Origin of the sequence: Bryobacter aggregatus MPL3 (assembly GCF_000702445.1) — a bacterium.
GTDB lineage: Bacteria > Acidobacteriota > Terriglobia > Bryobacterales > Bryobacteraceae > Bryobacter > Bryobacter aggregatus.
Map to the genome: position 1 here is coordinate 2382190 of NZ_JNIF01000003.1, position 17703 is coordinate 2399892.

Consider the following 17703-nt stretch of genomic DNA (forward strand, 5'->3'; position numbering starts at 1 on the left):
TGCATTATCGTATCTGTAATGCAAAGACGATCTTTCCTTGCCGCCGCGGCCGCGGGCTTGGCCCCAGCCGCCACCCCTGTCCCCATCATTGATACCCACATCCACCTCTTTGACCCGCGCCGCCCGCAGGGAGTCCCCTGGCCTCCCAAGGAAGATAGGGTCAAATACCAGCCCGCGCTCCCCGAACGCTACGTCGGACTCAGCAAAAAGCACAATGTCGTTGGCGCGATTGAGGTCGAGTGCAGCCCCTGGTTTGACGACAACCAATGGGTGCTCGACATCGAAGCGCCCGCGCCGATCATGGTCGGCATGATTGGGAACCTCAACCCGGCGGACTCGAAATTCCGCTCGCATCTCGATACCTTTACGAAAAATCCCCTCTATCTCGGCATCCGCTACGGCAATCTTTGGGGTACCGACTTGGGCACAGAGCTCAAAAAACCGGAATTCGTCGCCGGGCTGAAGGACTTCGCCTCCCGCAAGCTCATCCTCGACTCGGCAAATCCCACCCTCCAACTCCTCGCCGACCTCCGCCGCGCCTCGGATCTGGTTCCAAACCTACGCATGATGATTGACCACCTACCCGGAATGGAGGTTCCCGACACCGCAGAAGCTAAGTCGAAACGCCTAGAGTTGCTTAAGGATCTTTCAGGTAGGAGGCAAATCTATGTCAAAGGCTCTGCAGTCCTCAAAAAAATCAAGGGTGCTACAAATACAGACTCAAAATCTTATTACCCGAAGCTCGATGAGTTGTGGCATTTTTTTGGCGAAGATCGAGTCGTCTTTGGCAGTGATTGGCCCAATAGTGATGGTGTTGGAACCTACGACCAAGTCATAAAAGTCGTTCAGGACTATCTGGCAAACAAGCCGCAACTTGTTGCAGAGAAATACTTTTGGCGAAACTCCCAAGCCGCCTACGCCTGGAAACCCCGCACCCAGACGCAACGCCAACTCGCCTGAACTCTCTTCTTTTGCCTGCAATCGGGGCTTAGGTTGCGCTCGAGCTAAGCCCCGAAATTCCCCCTCGCATTCCACTCACTCTCGCCCTCAAATCCTCCCTATCCAGCTATGCAAAAAATTCACTCTCACTATGTAGCATCTACACCGTCGATGTTCTCTACTAGGAGACTGAGGAAATTAACCTGAAGTCGTCAGGCAAAACACCTTAGGTTGCGGGACGAATGCTGAGGGGAATGGGACTACCTAGTACTAAATACCTAAGCGGAAAACCTCAGACCTGCTGATAAGATTAGAGCCTGAGCGAGGGTTGTTTCCCTTCACTCATTCGGAGGACCCAAACATGTTTCAATCTCAATTTTCCCTGACCGGAATCAAGACCACTCTTGCTCTCGGTATGATCGGCTTCTTTTTAGCCTTGGCGCCAGCATCGGCGACTGTAGTGACTGGCCACCTTGGCATCTCAGCAGGCCCCGGAGGCGGCGTGACTGTAGATACTGGCACCATCATCTTTGGCAACAATCTTTTCTCGGTCGGTGGGAGCCCCCCGAATACCGGTTATTTCACGAACCCCTTTGATGCCGGCGGCGCAAATCCCTATCAGGGCACAATTTTGAATTTGGACAATGGTGTCCAGATTACCGGCTCCACCTTCTCTCTCCCCAACTTCCTGACCTTTTATAACGATGTCACGACCTTCGAGCTTACCTATATTGCTCCTGGTGTGAATGGCAGTGGCGATTGCGGTCTCCCTGCGGCTGCCGGTCAGAAATGCACTCCGATCCTCCCCATGGGCCTTTCGCCGTTCAACTTGGCGAATACTCCGGATGGTGGCTCAACCGCTTCCTTTAGCGTTTCTGGTTTAGTTCACAATGGTTCGGATGTTTCTGCGTTCACTGGTACTTTCAGCAATACCTTCAACAACATGACCTTCCAGCAGGTTCTGCTCGTACTGGCGAATGAGGGTCAGGTATCCTCTACCTGGTCTGCAACCTTCGATGTGTACGCCGTTCCCGAACCCGCCTCCATGGGTCTGGTCGGTTTGACCTTGGCAGGCATTGCTACCTACCTGCGCCGCCGGAACGCCTAGCCTGTTATCTCCAATCTCGCGATACGGCCCGGGCTTGCCCGGGCCGTCGTGATTCTTATGCACCAATCTCCACCTAAGTCGCTGGATCTCAAGCCCTTTGAGCTTGTTCTTGGTGCGGCAAACATCATCTCTGCTGCATCTCTCTCTACTGCCACATTTCCGACTGCAGTTCAAATTCCTGCTGTTCTCCGTCCGGGTTCCGTGAGCGAAGTCCAAGAATGCCTTCGCCTGGCCGCGAGCCATGACATCCGTCTCCATCCCATTAGCACTGGAATGAACTGGGGCTACGGCTCAGCTGTTCCCTATGCAGACTCCACGCTGCTTCTGGATCTCGGCCGGATGAACCGGATTCTCGATTACGACGACCGCCTCGGTTATGTCGTGATTGAGCCTGGGGTCACGCAGCAACAGCTCTACGACTTCCTGCAAGAGAAGGGAGGACGCTACTGGATGGATGCCACCGGCTCCTCTCCTTCCTGCAGCATCATCGGAAACACCTTGGAGCGTGGCTTTGGTCACACTCCGCTGAGCGACCACTTTGCCAATTCCTGTTCCTATCAAGTAGTACTCGCGACCGGCGAAGTGATTGAGACCGGCCTTGGTGCCCTCACCGGCTCGGCCTCTCGCAACGTATTCCGCTGGGGCGTTGGCCCCTTCATCGATGGGCTCTTTTCGCAGTCCCGATTGGGCGTAGTCACGCGAATGACCATCTGGCTCATGCCCGCACCGGAAGCTTTTCTCCCTTTCTTCTTCCGCTGCGGGGCCCCGGACGCTCTCCCTCCCCTGGTGGAGACCTTGCGGGACCTGCGCATGAACGGCATCCTCCAAAGTGCTGTGCACATCGTGAATGACTATCGGGTTCTTGCCGGAATCCAGCAGTATCCCTGGCAGGAAACACATGGCGAAACGCCCCTGGGGCCATTAGTACTTGCAGTACTTCGGAAGCGGGACGGCTTCGGTGCTTGGAACGGTTCGGGTGCGCTTTATGGACCGAAGAAGATGGTGCGTACCATGCAAAAATTACTCAGTCGAACTCTGCGCCCTAAGGTCGACTCCTTAAATTTTGCGAGCGAAAGACTCCTTTCATTTGCGAAAAGTCACTCTGCTATTTTGAGTCCTTTTGCCGGAATGAACTTGGATAAAACGCTCGGACTCATCGCGCCATCGATTGATCTTCTTCGTGGCCGACCTTCAAACCATGCTCTTCGAAGTATCTATTGGCGCAAAAAAAGACCGATTCCTGGATTGCCGGACCCCAATTCCGACAGATGCGGGCTTCTTTGGTCTGCGCCCGTTTGTTCTGCGGACGGCGAATCGGCAGCTAAACTCGACCAGATTGTACGTGACACTTTGCTTCCCGGCGGGTTCGAGCCCTTTGTTTCCTTCACTTTGGCGACTCCTCGAGCCTTGATCTGCGTCGTCTCGATCATCTATGATCGGGATATCATTGGCGAAGACGACCGGGCCATGACCGTGAATCGAACTTTGAACGAGCGTCTGCTGGCAGCTGGCTTTCCTCCCTACCGCCTTGGAGTACAATCCATGGAATTTTGGGACAAACACCAGAAGCTAAAAGCGCTCTCAAACCTGGAAACTAGCTTGGATCCTAAGGTATTGCTCTCACCGGGGCACTACGGACTATCTTAGTTAAGTCTCTTTTAGGCACTAGTCCTTTCGATTCCCTAATGGCGCTGTCCCGTCTCGACGATCAGTGGTATGCTAATCGAACAGTACGAAAAACCTAAGCGGTACCAGTACTCTTTAGCGGCTGTTCAATTCTTGTCCGAGTGTCCTCCAACTCTCGGAAAGGGAGCTTAAGAGAATGTCTTCATATCCTTGCGGTCTTCTTGCACCGTCTCGAGGACCAGGTCTTCGGCCTGTGCTTCTGGCGCCGTCTCCTCGTGCGGCCTCACGGCACTTCGATCAGGCCTCGAACTCTTCGTCAGCGCATCGCCATCTTTTGATGGAAGTGCAACGTTTCCGAGGGGCTCACTATCTTGCCGACGGTGCGCTGCAGGCTTGTGAACTCACCTCCGATGGCCGCCACATCCAGGCAGTCGATCCAGCGAGTTGGCATTTCCTGGTGCTCGATGAAGAGGAGCGCATTATGAGTTGCGCTCGTTATTACGAGAATCCGGAACCTTCCTTTGAAGGAACGGCTGCTGCTCAATCGGCCTTGGCTCGCAATCCCCTTTGGCGGGCCCCGCTGCGCAGTGCCATCCACAGTGCCATCGAATCTGCCCGGTCGCGCGGAATGCGTTTTGCCGAACTTGGAGGTTGGTGTGTTTCCAGCTCTTGTCGAAATTCCACGCAGGCCTTGCGTACCGTTCTCTCGATGTACGCACTTGGAGAAATCCTTGGTGGCACAGTCGGCCTGAGCACGGCGACGAAACGTCATTCCTCGTCAACTATCTTGCAACGGCTTGGGGGATCGGTCCTCGAAGAGTCCGGCCGTCCGTTGCCCTCCTATATCGATCCGAAGTATCGCTGTGAGATGGAACTCCTGCAATTTGATACCTCACGTCCGGCGACTCGCTATGTGGACGCCATTGCGTCCTTGGGAAAAGAGCTACGCAGCCGGGTGGAAGTGATTTCCGCAGGTGAGGTCTCGTTTACGAATTCGATCCTGGCGCTGTCCACCGCAATCAACGCACACGAACCCAAAGTGGCTACTGTTGCTTAGGCAACGCGATTAACTTCCAAACGGGAATCTCGACCGTTGCGTCCGCTGCGCTGTGAAATGCGCTTGCCTTCGCGCGGTCGAGAGTCCCTGGGTAGTAAAGGATCGGGGCGGCCTTCTGGATTCCTGGTGTCTGCGGAGCCCGAATCTCGAAGCTGCCGTCCGTTTCTATCTGTCGCCTCACCCTCTCGGCTTTTTGCTCGAGCGGGATCACCTGAACCGAGATCTCCTCTTGCATGGACTGCCGGATCCCAGGATTTTCTCCCCACACACTCAGATCCACTTCACGTTGTTCGCGAAAATGATACCCGGAGAAGCTCGCGCTTAGCTGATACACGCTCGCGTCGAGTCCTATGAGGCGGAAGCGGCCATTCTCGTCAGCCCAGACCTTCTTGCTTTGCATGCCCGATTGAGGCTGTACCGCGATGCGAGCGAGCGGGAGCGAATGATCTTCAAGCTCTTCATCGACAAGAGTGGGTTGAAATTCCTCGATCATGCCGGAGAGCTCGCGAGGGGCTGGCTCTCCTTCTTCGAGGCCCGCAGTGTGTTGACGAGATCAAGCGCGTTGGAAAGTCTCTTGCACCTTTCAGTCGGGCAATCTCCTCTGCTGTCAACACACTGCTCCAGATGCGGAGGAGGTTGGTCCGAATGGTTTCGAGCTTTGGTACATATTTCTCCGAGGAAATATCAAAAGCCGGATCCAGTTGCAGGAGATAGTGGCGCATCAATTCTTCTGGATAGACTTCACGAACCACCCCAACGAAGACAGCGGTGCGGACATCGACGATTGGGAGCGCACAGGGAGAGCGGGGCACGCATTTGCACCCTTGTACGGTGGCCAGGCCAGCCAGAAAGATGACGAAGAACCTCGAAATGATGCAGATCATTTGGATCCACTATCGATCGAAGCTGCAATCAAGCGAGATAAACTAAGCCTCATGCCGCTCCCGCCGACCCCTGATTGGGCCAAACTCACTGAAGCCACCTATCCAAACCTGAGTGAGGCCGAGCGGGAAGTGCTCCGCAAAATCTGGGCCACCAACTACCAGAACTTTGAAGCCCTCAAGCTGAAAATCAATGGGGAGCTCGATCCCGATCCTGTCTTTGACCCCAGTGGCTCCGGCAGCCTCGGCGAGGTGAAAGCATGACGCTCCTGGAAGCTGCCGTCTCGCTGCGCGCGAAACAAGTCTCTAGCGTCGAGCTCACCACGCAAAGCCTCGAGCGCAGTAGAACTCTCCAATCAAAACTCAACGCCTTCCTCACCTTCACGGAAGAACAGGCGTTTGCGCAGGCCCGGCAAGCCGATTCCGACTTCGCCAAGGGCATCGACCACGGTCCGCTGCAAGGAATTCCGGTCGCAGCCAAAGATCTCTTCTATACCAAAGGCACGCGAACCACAGGTGGCAGTAAGATCTTTGCGGACTTCGTTCCTTCTTACGACTCCGCTGTGGTCGAGCGGCTGCGATCCGCTGGCGCTGTCCTCACCGGCAAGCTTGGCATGCACGAGCTAGCCTTTGGCATCACATCGAACAACGCCCACTATGGTGCTATTCGGAATCCCTGGGATCCGGCGCGGATTCCGGGAGGATCCAGTGGCGGCAGTGGGGCCGCGGTTAGTGCGGGAATGGTCTTTGCCGCGATGGGAAGTGATACGGGAGGCAGCATCCGGATTCCGGCCAGTTACTGCGGCACTGCCGGGATCAAGCCCACCTATGGGCTCGTCAGCCGCTATGGCACGATGCCGCTCGGCTTCAGTCTTGATCATATGGGGCCACTGGCCCAGACCAGCCGGGATTGCGCCGCTGTTCTCAATGCGATTGCCGGTCCCGACGCCCGTGACGCCTATTGCCGCAAGCAACCAAACGAAGCCATTTCGATTCCCGATCACCCTTCTCTTGCCGGACTCCGCATCGCATATAGCTCCGACTTCCTTCTTGAAGCGGTGGATCCCGAGATTCGGGCGATGGTAGAGTCTGCCCTCCGCGCCTTCCACGAGTGGGGCGCTACGATTGTTGAACTGAAGCTCGGCTGGTTGCGAGAGGTCGTGGCCGTGAGCCATGTCCTGCTGCCTGCCGAGGCGGCAAGTGTCATGGAGCCTCATCTGGGCCGCCGCGAGGATTTTAGCCCCGAAGTACGTCCTCTCTTTGAGGCGGGCCGTCTCATTCCGGCGGTGGATTATCTCCAGGCGCAGAAGCTTCGCCGTTTGTATCGCGCGCAGTCGGAACGGGACATCTGGAGCCATTGCGATATTCTTCTCGCCCCTTCCACTGGCATCACCGCGCCGAAGATCGGAGAGCAGATGGTGACTCTCTCTACCGGGCAGCAACTGGAGGTGCGTGCCGCTTCCACCTTGCTGGTCCGGGCTTTCAACGTACTCGGAACGCCTGCCCATTCCGTGGTGGGTGGCTTCCACTCGAACGGACTCCCGATGTCTCTCCAACTCATCGCGAAGCCTGGAGCTGACGCGAAGGTGTTGCACGCCGGAGCGCGTTTTGAAGAGGAGACCGGGCACTTTCGCCGCCGTCCTCCCCTCTAGAGGCTGTATTCACTTTTGAGAGGCTAGGGGGATGGTCACTTCCCCGAAGCCCGAAAGCGATGCACGTCGGATGTAAGCGAGGAAGAATCTGACGTTGGTGGAGGAGGGCGCCCGCAACGGAGATGAGTTGCTGCGCTACATCGGCAAGATGGGAGCGCCTGGGGAGGTTGTCTCTCAGCAGAGGTGGCTGCGGGGCGAAGTCTTCGCAACCATGGTGGGTGACCTGTTGGAATTGCTCCGGCTGAAAACGGGGCTAAATGGAGAAGGGGTACCAAGGTGCATCTGGCCTAGACACGCTGGGACATCTACTCGCTCTCCAGGTCTCTCCGGCCGAGAAACAGGATCGTACTCAAGTTGAGCGCTCGCTCTCAAATCCAGCAGGGGAACTGGAGAGAATGTCACTTTGTCTTGGAGAGATCAGCGGGATACCGGCCAAGCCACAGTAGCCGCAGTCCAACACCACGGCAAATCGTGCCCATCTCCGGAAGGGACTGCGTTTGCGGAAAGTACGGATCCAGTGCTGCAAGGGGAGTAATGTCCCGTTCTGTCGCCCTGCACTGTTCCTGGCACACCCTAGGCATACGGCAAAAATCAAGATACTTACCACTCCCCTCTATTTCTTCCGCGCGGTCCGACCGATAGAACAAGAAGGAACTGGAGAATGTCTTCGCATCGCATCTTCCTTTGTGAAGCACAACCCGTTGTTGTTGAGGGGCTCGCTAGGATCTTAGCCGAGACTCCTGATTTGCAGCTGATTGGGGCTGCGTCCACCCCGCGCGATGCAATCGCCAAGGTGTCTGAACTCCAGCCGGACATCGTCATGATCGATCAGTCTTCCGGACTGCGTCCCGTCTTTTCCTTCCTCACGGAAATGAAGATTGCCAGCCCGTCTTCTCGCACAGTGCTTTGGGTCCTGGAACTGGCAGAGATTGAGTGCTTTCGCGCCTTGCAGCTAGGCGCACGCGGCATTCTGCGCCGAACTCTTCCTATTGTCACCTTGCTCGACTGCCTTCGTTCGGTCGGGGCAGGCAATCTCTGGCTTGAGAATTCAATTAGCGATCAGGTGGTTGGTTTCCTCAACCGTAAGAACACGACCCGTCTGACGCCCCGCGAGCGGGAGATTGTCCGCGCCGTCTGCCGCGGCATGAAGAACAAGGAAGTTGCCGATCTACTGCAGATCACTGCGGGTACGGTGAAGGTGCACCTGATGCACATCTTTGAAAAGACGGGCGTCAAGGATCGCTTTGAACTCGCGGCCCAGGGGCCTAAGCTTCTCGGTCTGGACCAGGACGAACGCATCTCGGCCAGCTCATGATGAAGAAACATTGGTTCCTTCCCGGTTTCGTGGATCTGATCTTTGCCGCACTCATCGCCTGGCTCTTCCTCTTGTCGTCCAAAGGCTGGGGCTTACTGCTCAGCGATGGGGATACCGGCTGGCATATCCGCACCGGCGAATGGATTCTAAAGAACCATCGAGTTCCTTTCGAAGACCTGTTTTCCTATACCCGCCCTGGCGCGGAATGGTTCGCCTGGGAATGGGGCGCAGATGTTTTGTTTGCGCTGCTGCACGGCTTGGGTGGCCTACCGCTGCTCGTCTTTGTCTGTGGTTTCGTCCTGGTGGCCACCAGCATTGTGGCCTTGCGCTGGATGATTTGGCGCGGCTCGAGTGTGCTGGTCGCCTTCCCCCTGATGATGCTCGCCGTGGGCGGGTCCACCATGCACTATCTGGCGCGGCCGCATGTCTTTACCCTGTTCCTGCTGGTGAGTTCACTGTGGTTGCTTGATGCAGAGCGGCGCCGGCCCTCGCCACGCATCTGGCTGCTCGTGCCACTCACCGTACTGTGGACCAATCTCCATGGGGGATGGCCGGCGCTTTTTGTTTTCCTTGGCATTCAGATTGTGGTGCATCTGTTTTACCGGGATCCCCTGTGGCGCAAGGAACTTCTCGTGACGATGGTCTGTGCGGTGGCTACTCTCTGCAATCCCTACGGTTGGCATCTCCACCAGCACATCCTCGGCTATCTCCAGAGCAGCTGGATCCGGGATGCGGTTGACGAGTTCCAAAGTCCAAAATTCCGGGCAGAGAATCTGCTGCAGTTTGAAGTGCTGTTGCTGCTCGGCATTGCGACCGCCTGGGGCCGGGCCTTCCGCTGCTCCCGCGGACTCATTGAAGCGGCGGGCGTCTGGCTTTGGGCCCATCTGGCGCTCGGCGCCGTGCGCCATGCTCCGATTTTTATCCTGGCGGCTTGCCCCGTGATCTCCTCGGAACTCACGTGCTTGCTCGAGTCTGTCTGGGCTCCGGCGAAGCGCTCCTCGACGCTTGGGATTTTTCGCGATCTCGATGCCGATCTCCGCCCCAAGTTCGCGTGGACTTCCATCTGGGCGTTCCTGCTGCCGCTCCTGCTGTTTTTCCTGAGCCCGCAATCCCACCCCAGTGACTTTCCGGAAAAGCTGTTCCCGGTGGTGGCCGCCAACACCCTGGGCGCGAAACTCCAGGGACCGCGCGTCTTCACCAGTGACCAGTGGGGCGATTACCTGCTCTACCGCTTCTGGCCATCGACACGGGTCTTCATGGATGGCCGCAGCGACTTCTTTGGGCCCGATCTGGGCCGGCAATACCTTGCGATCGTCAACGGCGCGCCGGATTGGCGGCAGCAACTTGATGCGCATCGGGTGACGCTGGTGCTGTTGCCGGCCGGTAGCGATCTCGGAGGCCTCTTACAACGCGATCCGGAGTGGCAAACGATTCATTCTGATGGAGTTAGCGTTGCATTTGAGCGAAAACCCACAAACGCGGCCAAGCTTTTTTCCCCGCTCGGACTAATGAAAGGCTCCCCCCCGTCCGAAGGAATAGTGGAGACCCGCCAATGACCCTGGAAACGGCAGTTGCGCTCAGTGTTGGCCTAGCCGCTTCCGGCGAAGACCTCTGGCGCCGCAATATTTCAAATGGAATCCCCCTCGCCGCCCTCGTCGGTGCGCTGGTGGTGCAGACGAACCGGAGCGGATGGCATGGTTTGGGCCAATGGGCTCTGGGAGCGATCTGTGGATTCTGTGTTTTCTTGATTTTCTTTATTCTCGGCGGCATGGGCGGTGGGGACGTCAAGCTCATGGCTGGTTTTGGTGCGCTGCTCGGACCTTCCCGTCTGGTCGAGGCGGCACTGTTGACGGCAGGGATCGGTGGCATCCTCGCCATGATCCTGGTCCTCAGCCGCGAAGCGCTCCGTGCCTGGCGTGGCCGCCATTTATCCGATAAGGCACAGGTGCCTCCGATCGACAACTACATTCCGTACGCACCCGCTATCACCCTTGGCAGTTGGTTGGCGTTGATACCGAAAGGGGTTTGAGCTTTCTTATGGACCGCAGATTTTTAACCGTACTCGGCGTCAGCTTGTTGTTCGCGCTGGTCATCTCGAGTGTCTTCTACCAGATGTCGGCGCGCTCGAGTTCGTCGCCGGCTAGACCCGAGGCGGTCGAGATGAAAGATCTTGTTGTGGCGGCAAAGCCACTGAATGTGGGAACAACGATCAAGCCCGGAGATGTCACCATCAGCAAGGTTCCCGTCGCTGCCTTCCCCAAGGGCGGTTTTATGAAGGTCGAGGAAGTGCTCGATCGTCCTGTCGTTTCCAACATCCTGGCCGAGGAATCGGTCATCGAAGGACGTCTTGCGCCGCGTGGTTCCGGTGCCGGTCTGGCTCCGATCATTCCAGTGGGCATGCGTGCGGTGACTGTGCGCGTCAATGACGTGGTCGGCGTAGCCGGCTTTGTTCTGCCCGGCATGCGGGTAGATATTACCGTGACTGGCCGTCCCCCCTCGGGGATTGAAACGATTACCACCACGGTTCTCCAAAACATTACGGTCTTGAGCGCGGGACAGACGATGGCGCCCGACGCCCGTGGCCAGGCAATCAACGCGCCGACCGTTACTTTGCTGGTTACTCCCGAGCAGGCCGAAGTGATCATCCTGGCGGGATCGGAAGGGCGTATCCAGTTGGTTCTCCGCAACGGAAGTGACAACGATGTGCAGAAAACTAGCGGTGTCAATGTGGATTCGCTGTACGGCAATCGAAAGTCTTCCGGGCGCCGCGGCGCTGTGATGAATGACCCGAACAATCCTGGGGATCCCGAACTCGATGCCATGAAGCGCCGCCAGCGTCGCTCCAGTGTTGCGGTTACCCCGGTCAATGTGGCTGCCCCGGCGGCGCCAGCGCTCCCGCCGGTTCCCGAGCAGATCGTTGTCATCCGAGGCAACAACCGCAGTGTCGAGACAGTTGGGATGAAGCCCGGCACTCCCGGTGCACCGCCTCCCGTCGCCATCCCGTAATTGAGGAACGCAAGAATGTCCTATCTCATGAATGCCCAACAGGCTTTGGCCTATGCCCTCATCGGGTTGATCGTGCTCCCTATGCCCGCTCCGCTTGCCGCGCAGTCGATGAGCGTCGTCGATCTCAGCATGACGATTGGCAAAAGTCTCGTCATCGACTATCCCGTTGATATCGGCCGGATCTCCACCTCCAATCCAGAGGTGGTGGATGCCGTCCCGGCCACCGCAAAAGAGTTTTTGCTGCATGGCAAAGGCCATGGCGCGGCGACGGTCGTGGTCTGGGCGAAGACCGGTTCCCGCACGATGTACAACGTGACGGTTGAGCACAATCTTGATCCGATTCGGAAGCTGTTGAGTGAAACCTTTCCGGCGGAAGACATCCGCGTGCAGAGCGCACGGGACTCGATCAGTTTAGTCGGTAAAGTTTCGAGTAAGGAAGTCTCAGACCGTGCGGTTGCGATTGCCACTCCCATGGCGAAGACCGTGGTGAATAACCTCCAGATTGCCAATGGGCCGATTGAGCAGCAGATCGTTCTGCACGTCAAGTTTGCCGAACTGAATCGCAATGCCGGTATGCAGTTTGGCGTCAATCTGATCAGCACTGGAGCGGCCAACACGGTCGGCCGTACCACCACGGGGCAGTATGCGGCTCCGACCGCAACCACTGTTGGCGGTAGCGGCAACAACAATAACTTCAATCTCTCCGATGCGCTGAATATCTTTGCCTTCCGGCCCGATCTGAACCTGGGCGCTGTCATTCGTGCGCTCCAGAATCAGGATGTGCTGCAGATTCTTGCCGAGCCGAACTTGACCACCTTGAACGGAAAAGAAGCAAGTTTCCTTGCTGGTGGCGAGTTTCCTGTGCCGATCCTGCAAGGGGGCGCCAATGCTGGCGCCGTCACCATCCAATTCCGGGAGTATGGTATCCGCCTGAATTTCAACCCGACGATCACTCCGAACGGGACCATCCGGATGTATGTCAAACCGGAGGTCTCGACGATCGATCTTTCGAATTCCGTTTCGTTGTCGGGCTTTACGATCCCGGCCTTAGCGACGCGCCGGATGGAAACCAACGTCGAGCTCAAGGAAGGGCAGAGCTTTGTGATCGCCGGTTTGATCGACGACCGTGTGACGGATCAGATGTCGAAGCTGCCGGGTCTGGCAAGCATCCCGATTCTGGGCAACATCTTCAAGAGCCGTCTCGAGCGCAAGAGCAAGACCGAACTGATTGTTCTGGTGACGCCGGAAATCGTGAAGCCTTACAATCCCGGGGATAAATTGCCGATGCCCGAGTTCCCGAAAGAGTGGCTGCAACCTTTCAAGATGAACAAGAGGATTGCTGAACCCGTGAACCAGACCATCACTTCGCCGAATGATTCGGCCAAGAACAATAACCACGACGGCGGACGCAATCCATTCTTATTCTGGAAGCCGGTCCGCAAGGCCGAACACGCGACAACAGCTGCACCGGACTCTGCTCCGGCGGGGAAGCCTGTGCCGATTGCCGGCACAAATTCGAGCAACGGGCTGAGCGCCATTCCGGATCACACTGTCGTTGCAGGAGGCGGAAACTAGCCTCCATGTTGTCCCCCTCGTTCGGAGCGATCAATGTCGATCTGACCGCAATCCTGATTTGCCAGGATCGTGAGTTGGCCTCTGCGCTGACGCAATCCGTCGAATCCTCTCGATCGTTTCAGATCATGGCGGATCTCAAGCATTACCCGCCGAATCAGACGCTCGAGATCCGGCTCCGCCAAGTGCAGCCAGATGTTGTACTCCTCGATCTGGCTTCGAATCTGGACACCGCCTGCGAGCTGATCCAACTGATCGGTCATGCCTCTCCTGGTACCCACGTGATTGGAATCCACCGGGAGAACAGTTCCGAGGCCTTGCTGCGCAGTCTTCGCCTCGGGGCGCGAGATTTTCTTTATTTCCCCTTTGATTCGAGTGCGCAACTGGACGCGGCGAGCCGCATCCGCAAGTTGAAGGAGCCAGAACCGGCCGCGGAGCGGGAACTCGGGAAGGTGATTGCCTTTGCCAGTTCCAAGCCCGGGTCCGGATCCTCCACGCTCAGCGCACAAATGGCCTTTACCTTGAAGCGCTTGACGGGGAAAAAAGTGTTGCTACTCGATCTGGACCTGATGGGGGGCACCATTGGCTTCTATCTCAAGTTGAATCATCCCTACTCGATGCTCGACGCGATCGAGCAGTCCGGCCGTCTGAATCCGGCCATATGGGGTTCGCTGGTCTCGCACTTTGCCGGGATCGACATTTTGCCGGCGCCTGAAGCGCCTGTTTCTGCGGAGGTAGCCAGCGACCGCTTGCATCAGGTCCTGCAATACGCGCGCCTGGTGTATGACTGGATTGTCGTCGACCTGCCAGCCATCTTCTATCGCCCCAGTCTCCTCATGCTCACTGAGACCGAACAGATGTATCTAGTCTCGACCAGTGAGCTGCCTAGTCTGCATCTGGCCCGCAAGGCGATCGCGATGCTGACGAATCTGGGGTTGACCAAGGACCGTTACCGGCTCCTCGTCAATCGCGTGAACAAGCGTGACGAAATTGGCTTGAGCGATCTGGAAAAGATTTTTAACTCGCCGGTCGAGGCGATGTTTCCGAATGACTACTTCTCATTGCACCGGGTCGTGACCCTCGGTCAGCCGCTCGGCGCGGATTGTGAACTGGGGAAAGCGGTGGAAGGACTCGCAAAGAAGATGTCTGGTACCAAAGATGCCGAAAAGAAGAAGTCGGCCACGATGCTCGAGACAGCCCGCCCGGCGCTCTCTCAGACCTAGTGCGAAGGAAGCAAGGATTCTCCCATCATGATTAGCACGCAAGACAACGGATCGAAATCCCAACTGAGCTGGGAGCAGCGGCTGCTGAAAAACGCTGCGAAGCCAAAGGTCCAACTGAAGCCTGAATACCAGGAACTGAAGTTCACGCTCCATCGGAAGCTGCTGGATAAAATCAACCTCGAAGCGCTGGCCACGATCGACAATCAGCGCGTGCGCAGCGAAGTGCGCCAGGCCTTGATCTCCCTGATCGATGCAGAGCCGACGCTGCTCAGCTCGATTGAAAAGCAGCAGATCTGCGATGAGGTTCTCGATGAGGTGTTCGGCCTGGGGCCGCTCGAGGCGATGCTGCAGGATGCAACGATCTCCGACATCCTGGTCAATACGCACAAGCAGGTTTACGTGGAACGGCGCGGGCAACTGGAGCTGACCAATGTCACCTTTCGCGATGATCCGCATCTGCTGCGCATCATCGACAAGATCGTCAGCCAAGTCGGCCGCCGCATCGATGAATCGAATCCGATGGTGGACGCCCGCCTGCTGGACGGCAGCCGTGTCAATGCGATCATTCCGCCACTTGCCGTCGATGGCCCTTTGCTCTCGATCCGCCGCTTTTCGGCGGACAAACTCATGCCGCCCGATCTGGTCGACCGCAAGGCCATGACCAAGGGCATGATGGAGTTGCTCGAAGCGGCAGTCAAGGCGAAGCTGAACATCATCATTGCCGGTGGTACGGGCGCTGGTAAGACGACCCTGTTAAATGCACTCAGCTTCTTCATCAACCCGAAGGAACGCATCGTCACGATTGAAGACGCGGCTGAATTGCAACTGAAGCAGCCGCATGTGGCGCGGCTGGAAACCCGGCCGGCAAATCTCGAAGGCAATGGCGCCATCCGCCAGCGGGAACTGCTGGTCAACAGCTTGCGTATGCGGCCTGACCGGATTGTTGTCGGCGAAGTCCGTGGCGAGGAAGCACTCGACATGTTGCAGGCCATGAACACAGGTCATGATGGCAGTCTGACTACGGTCCACGCGAATACGCCCCGTGACGCCGTCTCCCGTCTCGAAGTGATGGTGAGTTTGGCGAACTCAAACATGAAGCTTGAATCGGTGCGGCAACAGATCTCTAGCGCCGTGAATCTGTTTGTCCAGGCTGCTCGTTTGAGCGATGGTTCGCGCCGCGTCACCTCGATTACGGAAGTGACCGGGATGGAAGGCGAAATCATCACGATCCAGGACATCTTCGTGTTCGAGAAGCGGGGGCTTTCGCCGGAAGGCAAGGTACTGGGCCGCTTCGCCGCTACCGGTATCCGGCCGAAGTTCTACGAGAAGCTGCTCTCTGCCGGGATCCGCCTCCGTCCCGATCTCTTCGACGAAGTCGAAGAAGTCTAAGAATTCAGGGCCCCGAAAATGGTTTTCTTCATCACAGTTGCGCTCGCCGTGTGGGTAGGCTCCATGGTGATCTGGTATCTCGTCTCGAATGTCTTCAAGAGCAAAGACGTGGACAAGATCAAGTCCCGCCTGGCAGGTAAAGAGCCGAAAGCCACGGTCAAAACGAAGGAGCGGCGTCCAGCGCTGATTGAGACCGAGGATCTGCAGACTGGCAAGTTCGCAATCAAACTGCTGAAGAAGTTTGACCTGCAGCCGCGGCTGCAGGCCTTGCTCGAGCAAGCTGGTCTGAAGTGGCGCGTCGCCCGCTTGGTGCATGCCTGCCTGGGCTGCTTCTTGCTCGGTTATCTCTGTGTGCATTTCTTTCTGCCGCCGAAATACCGCATTCTCGGATTGATTCCGGCCGCCCTCTGCGGGATGTTGCCGATTCTCCATGTCTCGCGGAAGCGAGCCTCCCGCTTGCATCGTTTTGAAGAGCTATTCCCCGATTCGCTCGAATTCGTGTCCCGGTCCATGCGTGCGGGGCATGCCTTCTCGGTATCACTCGAGATGATCCATCGCGAGTTCCAGGAGCCTCTCTCGAGCGAGTTTAAACGGGCTTTTGAGGAACACAATCTCGGTCTGCCCTTGGATGTCGCACTGGAGAAGCTGGCCAAGCGAGTGCCACTGCTCGATGTTCAGTTCTTTGTTTCTGCGGTGATCCTACAGAAACGGACGGGCGGCAATCTCGCGGAAATTCTGGACAAGCTTGCCTTTATCATCCGAGAGCGGTTTAAGCTGCGCGGTAAGATTCGCGCGATTTCGGCGCATGGCCGCATGACCGGCATGGCGCTCAGCAGCATCCCGATGGTGGTGGCGGTGCTCATGTTTTTCTCCAACCGCGAGTACATCCTGTTCTTCTTCAACGAGGAGATTGGCATGTACTTGGCCGGGGCGGGGCTGACGCTCCAACTCCTCGGCTATTGGGTCATTCAACAGATCGTCAAGATCGAGGTCTAAATTCATGATGATCGTGATCGCATTTGCTATTTTCATCATCGTTGCGCTCGTCGTTTCCACGCTGGGGATGCGCATGTGGGTGCAACCGAAGGAGGCGATTGAGCGGGTGACCGGCGTCTCAATGGAGGTGCAGGAGCATGCTCCCAAGCACCCGAGCCTGGTCTTCCACGAGCTTGTACAGCGGTTGGGGAATGTCTTGCCGGCTTCCCCGAAGGATGTGTCGCTGATGCAGCGGCGCTTGATCCGCGCGGGCATGCGAGGGCCGAATGCGCTCAAGATCTTCTATGGCTCGAAGGTCATTCTCGGCGCGGCTGTCCCCATTCTGATGAGCTTACTGGTCGCCGGTTCTCCTGCCGATGCGAGCAACAAGTTTATTGCCGTGCTGGCGAGCGTCGCGGCGGGCTTTTTCGGTCCCAACGAATACGTCAACATCATGGGCAAACGCCGGCAAAAACAGATCCAGCGTGGCTTGGCCAATGGTCTTGATCTGCTAGTGGTCTGCGTCGAGAGTGGTCTGGGGCTGGACCAGGCGATCTTGCAGGTGTCCAAGGAACTGGAGCATGCGCATCCGGAAATTTGTGAAGAGTTCATGCTCGTCAATCTGGAGCTGAAGGCGGGGAAACGGCGTGCGGAGGCGCTTCGGAACCTTGCTGAACGGACTTCGGTTGACGACTTGAAAAAGCTGGTCGCAGTTCTGATCCAGGCCGACCGCTTCGGTACCGGAGTCGCGCAAAGCCTGCGTGCCCATGCCGATTACATGCGGGTCCAAGCGCGGCAAATCGCCGAGGAAAAGGCCGCCAAGCTGGGTGTCAAACTCGTGTTCCCCATCTTCTTCTGCATTCTTCCCACCTTGTTCATCGTGACGGTGGGACCCATTGCCGTGAAGATTGTTCGCGAGTTACTTCCGATGATGAACGGCATGTAGGCCTGAAGTTTTTA

16 protein-coding genes are annotated in these 17703 nt (G+C 57.2%); 15 read left to right on the forward strand and 1 reads right to left on the reverse strand.

The window, feature by feature from the left end:
- Positions 1-18 precede the first annotated feature (18 nt).
- The 4 genes from M017_RS0111295 (at position 19) to M017_RS0111315 (ending at position 4730) form a co-directional block, all read left to right on the forward strand.
- Complete coding sequence (locus M017_RS0111295) at positions 19-960, forward strand: amidohydrolase family protein (RefSeq protein ID WP_031497981.1); 942 nt, start codon at positions 19-21, stop codon at positions 958-960.
- Positions 961-1300: 340 nt separating this feature from the next.
- Entirely contained in the window at positions 1301-2047 is a 747-nt protein-coding gene (locus M017_RS0111300; RefSeq protein ID WP_031497983.1) for a PEP-CTERM sorting domain-containing protein, read from the forward strand.
- 57 nt (positions 2048-2104) lie between these two features.
- Positions 2105-3694, forward strand: coding sequence for an FAD-binding oxidoreductase (locus tag M017_RS0111305; protein WP_031497985.1), 1590 nt, complete (start codon positions 2105-2107; stop codon positions 3692-3694).
- 322 nt (positions 3695-4016) lie between these two features.
- Complete coding sequence (locus M017_RS0111315) at positions 4017-4730, forward strand: hypothetical protein (protein ID WP_162179893.1); 714 nt, start codon at positions 4017-4019, stop codon at positions 4728-4730.
- Here M017_RS0111315 and M017_RS0111320 read toward each other — a convergent pair.
- Positions 4717-5223, reverse strand: coding sequence for a carboxypeptidase-like regulatory domain-containing protein (locus M017_RS0111320; protein ID WP_031497988.1), 507 nt, complete (start codon positions 5221-5223; stop codon positions 4717-4719). The genes M017_RS0111315 and M017_RS0111320 overlap by 14 nt on opposite strands.
- Before the next feature lie 442 nt (positions 5224-5665).
- On the opposite strand from M017_RS0111320, the gene M017_RS29705 reads away from it, so the two are divergent.
- The 11 genes from M017_RS29705 to M017_RS0111380 all read left to right on the forward strand — a co-directional run bounded on the left by M017_RS29705 (position 5666) and on the right by M017_RS0111380 (position 17689).
- On the forward strand, positions 5666-5875 hold the full coding sequence (locus tag M017_RS29705) for a hypothetical protein (protein WP_162179894.1): 210 nt from the start codon (positions 5666-5668) through the stop codon (positions 5873-5875).
- Positions 5872-7263 carry an amidase gene (locus M017_RS0111330; RefSeq protein WP_035957776.1) on the forward strand — a complete coding sequence of 464 codons (1392 nt, stop codon included), beginning with the start codon at positions 5872-5874 and terminating at the stop codon, positions 7261-7263. The genes M017_RS29705 and M017_RS0111330 overlap by 4 nt, the downstream gene beginning before the upstream one ends.
- A 745-nt stretch (positions 7264-8008) precedes the next feature.
- Positions 8009-8578: a LuxR C-terminal-related transcriptional regulator gene (locus M017_RS27615; protein ID WP_051669867.1), complete on the forward strand. Its 570-nt coding sequence runs from the start codon at positions 8009-8011 to the stop codon at positions 8576-8578.
- Positions 8575-10134 carry a hypothetical protein gene (locus M017_RS0111345; protein ID WP_031497993.1) on the forward strand — a complete coding sequence of 520 codons (1560 nt, stop codon included), beginning with the start codon at positions 8575-8577 and terminating at the stop codon, positions 10132-10134. Before M017_RS27615 ends, M017_RS0111345 begins: the two co-directional genes overlap by 4 nt.
- On the forward strand, positions 10131-10607 hold the full coding sequence (locus M017_RS0111350) for an A24 family peptidase (protein ID WP_051669869.1): 477 nt from the start codon (positions 10131-10133) through the stop codon (positions 10605-10607). Before M017_RS0111345 ends, M017_RS0111350 begins: the two co-directional genes overlap by 4 nt.
- A gap of 8 nt (positions 10608-10615) precedes the next feature.
- Positions 10616-11584: a Flp pilus assembly protein CpaB gene (gene cpaB, locus M017_RS0111355; RefSeq protein WP_051669871.1), complete on the forward strand. Its 969-nt coding sequence runs from the start codon at positions 10616-10618 to the stop codon at positions 11582-11584.
- 15 nt (positions 11585-11599) lie between these two features.
- Positions 11600-13159, forward strand: coding sequence for a type II and III secretion system protein family protein (locus tag M017_RS0111360; protein WP_051669873.1), 1560 nt, complete (start codon positions 11600-11602; stop codon positions 13157-13159).
- Between the two features lie 5 nt (positions 13160-13164).
- Positions 13165-14379, forward strand: coding sequence for a CpaE/TadZ family protein (locus tag M017_RS0111365; protein WP_031497997.1), 1215 nt, complete (start codon positions 13165-13167; stop codon positions 14377-14379).
- A gap of 27 nt (positions 14380-14406) precedes the next feature.
- Positions 14407-15768, forward strand: a complete 1362-nt coding sequence (locus M017_RS0111370) for a TadA family conjugal transfer-associated ATPase (RefSeq protein WP_031497998.1) — start codon at positions 14407-14409, stop codon at positions 15766-15768.
- Between the two features lie 18 nt (positions 15769-15786).
- Complete coding sequence (locus tag M017_RS27620) at positions 15787-16764, forward strand: type II secretion system F family protein (RefSeq protein WP_051669875.1); 978 nt, start codon at positions 15787-15789, stop codon at positions 16762-16764.
- A gap of 4 nt (positions 16765-16768) precedes the next feature.
- The gene (locus M017_RS0111380; protein WP_051669877.1) at positions 16769-17689 is read left to right on the forward strand and encodes a type II secretion system F family protein; all 921 of its coding nucleotides are present in this window, start codon (positions 16769-16771) and stop codon (positions 17687-17689) included.
- Positions 17690-17703 lie beyond the last annotated feature (14 nt).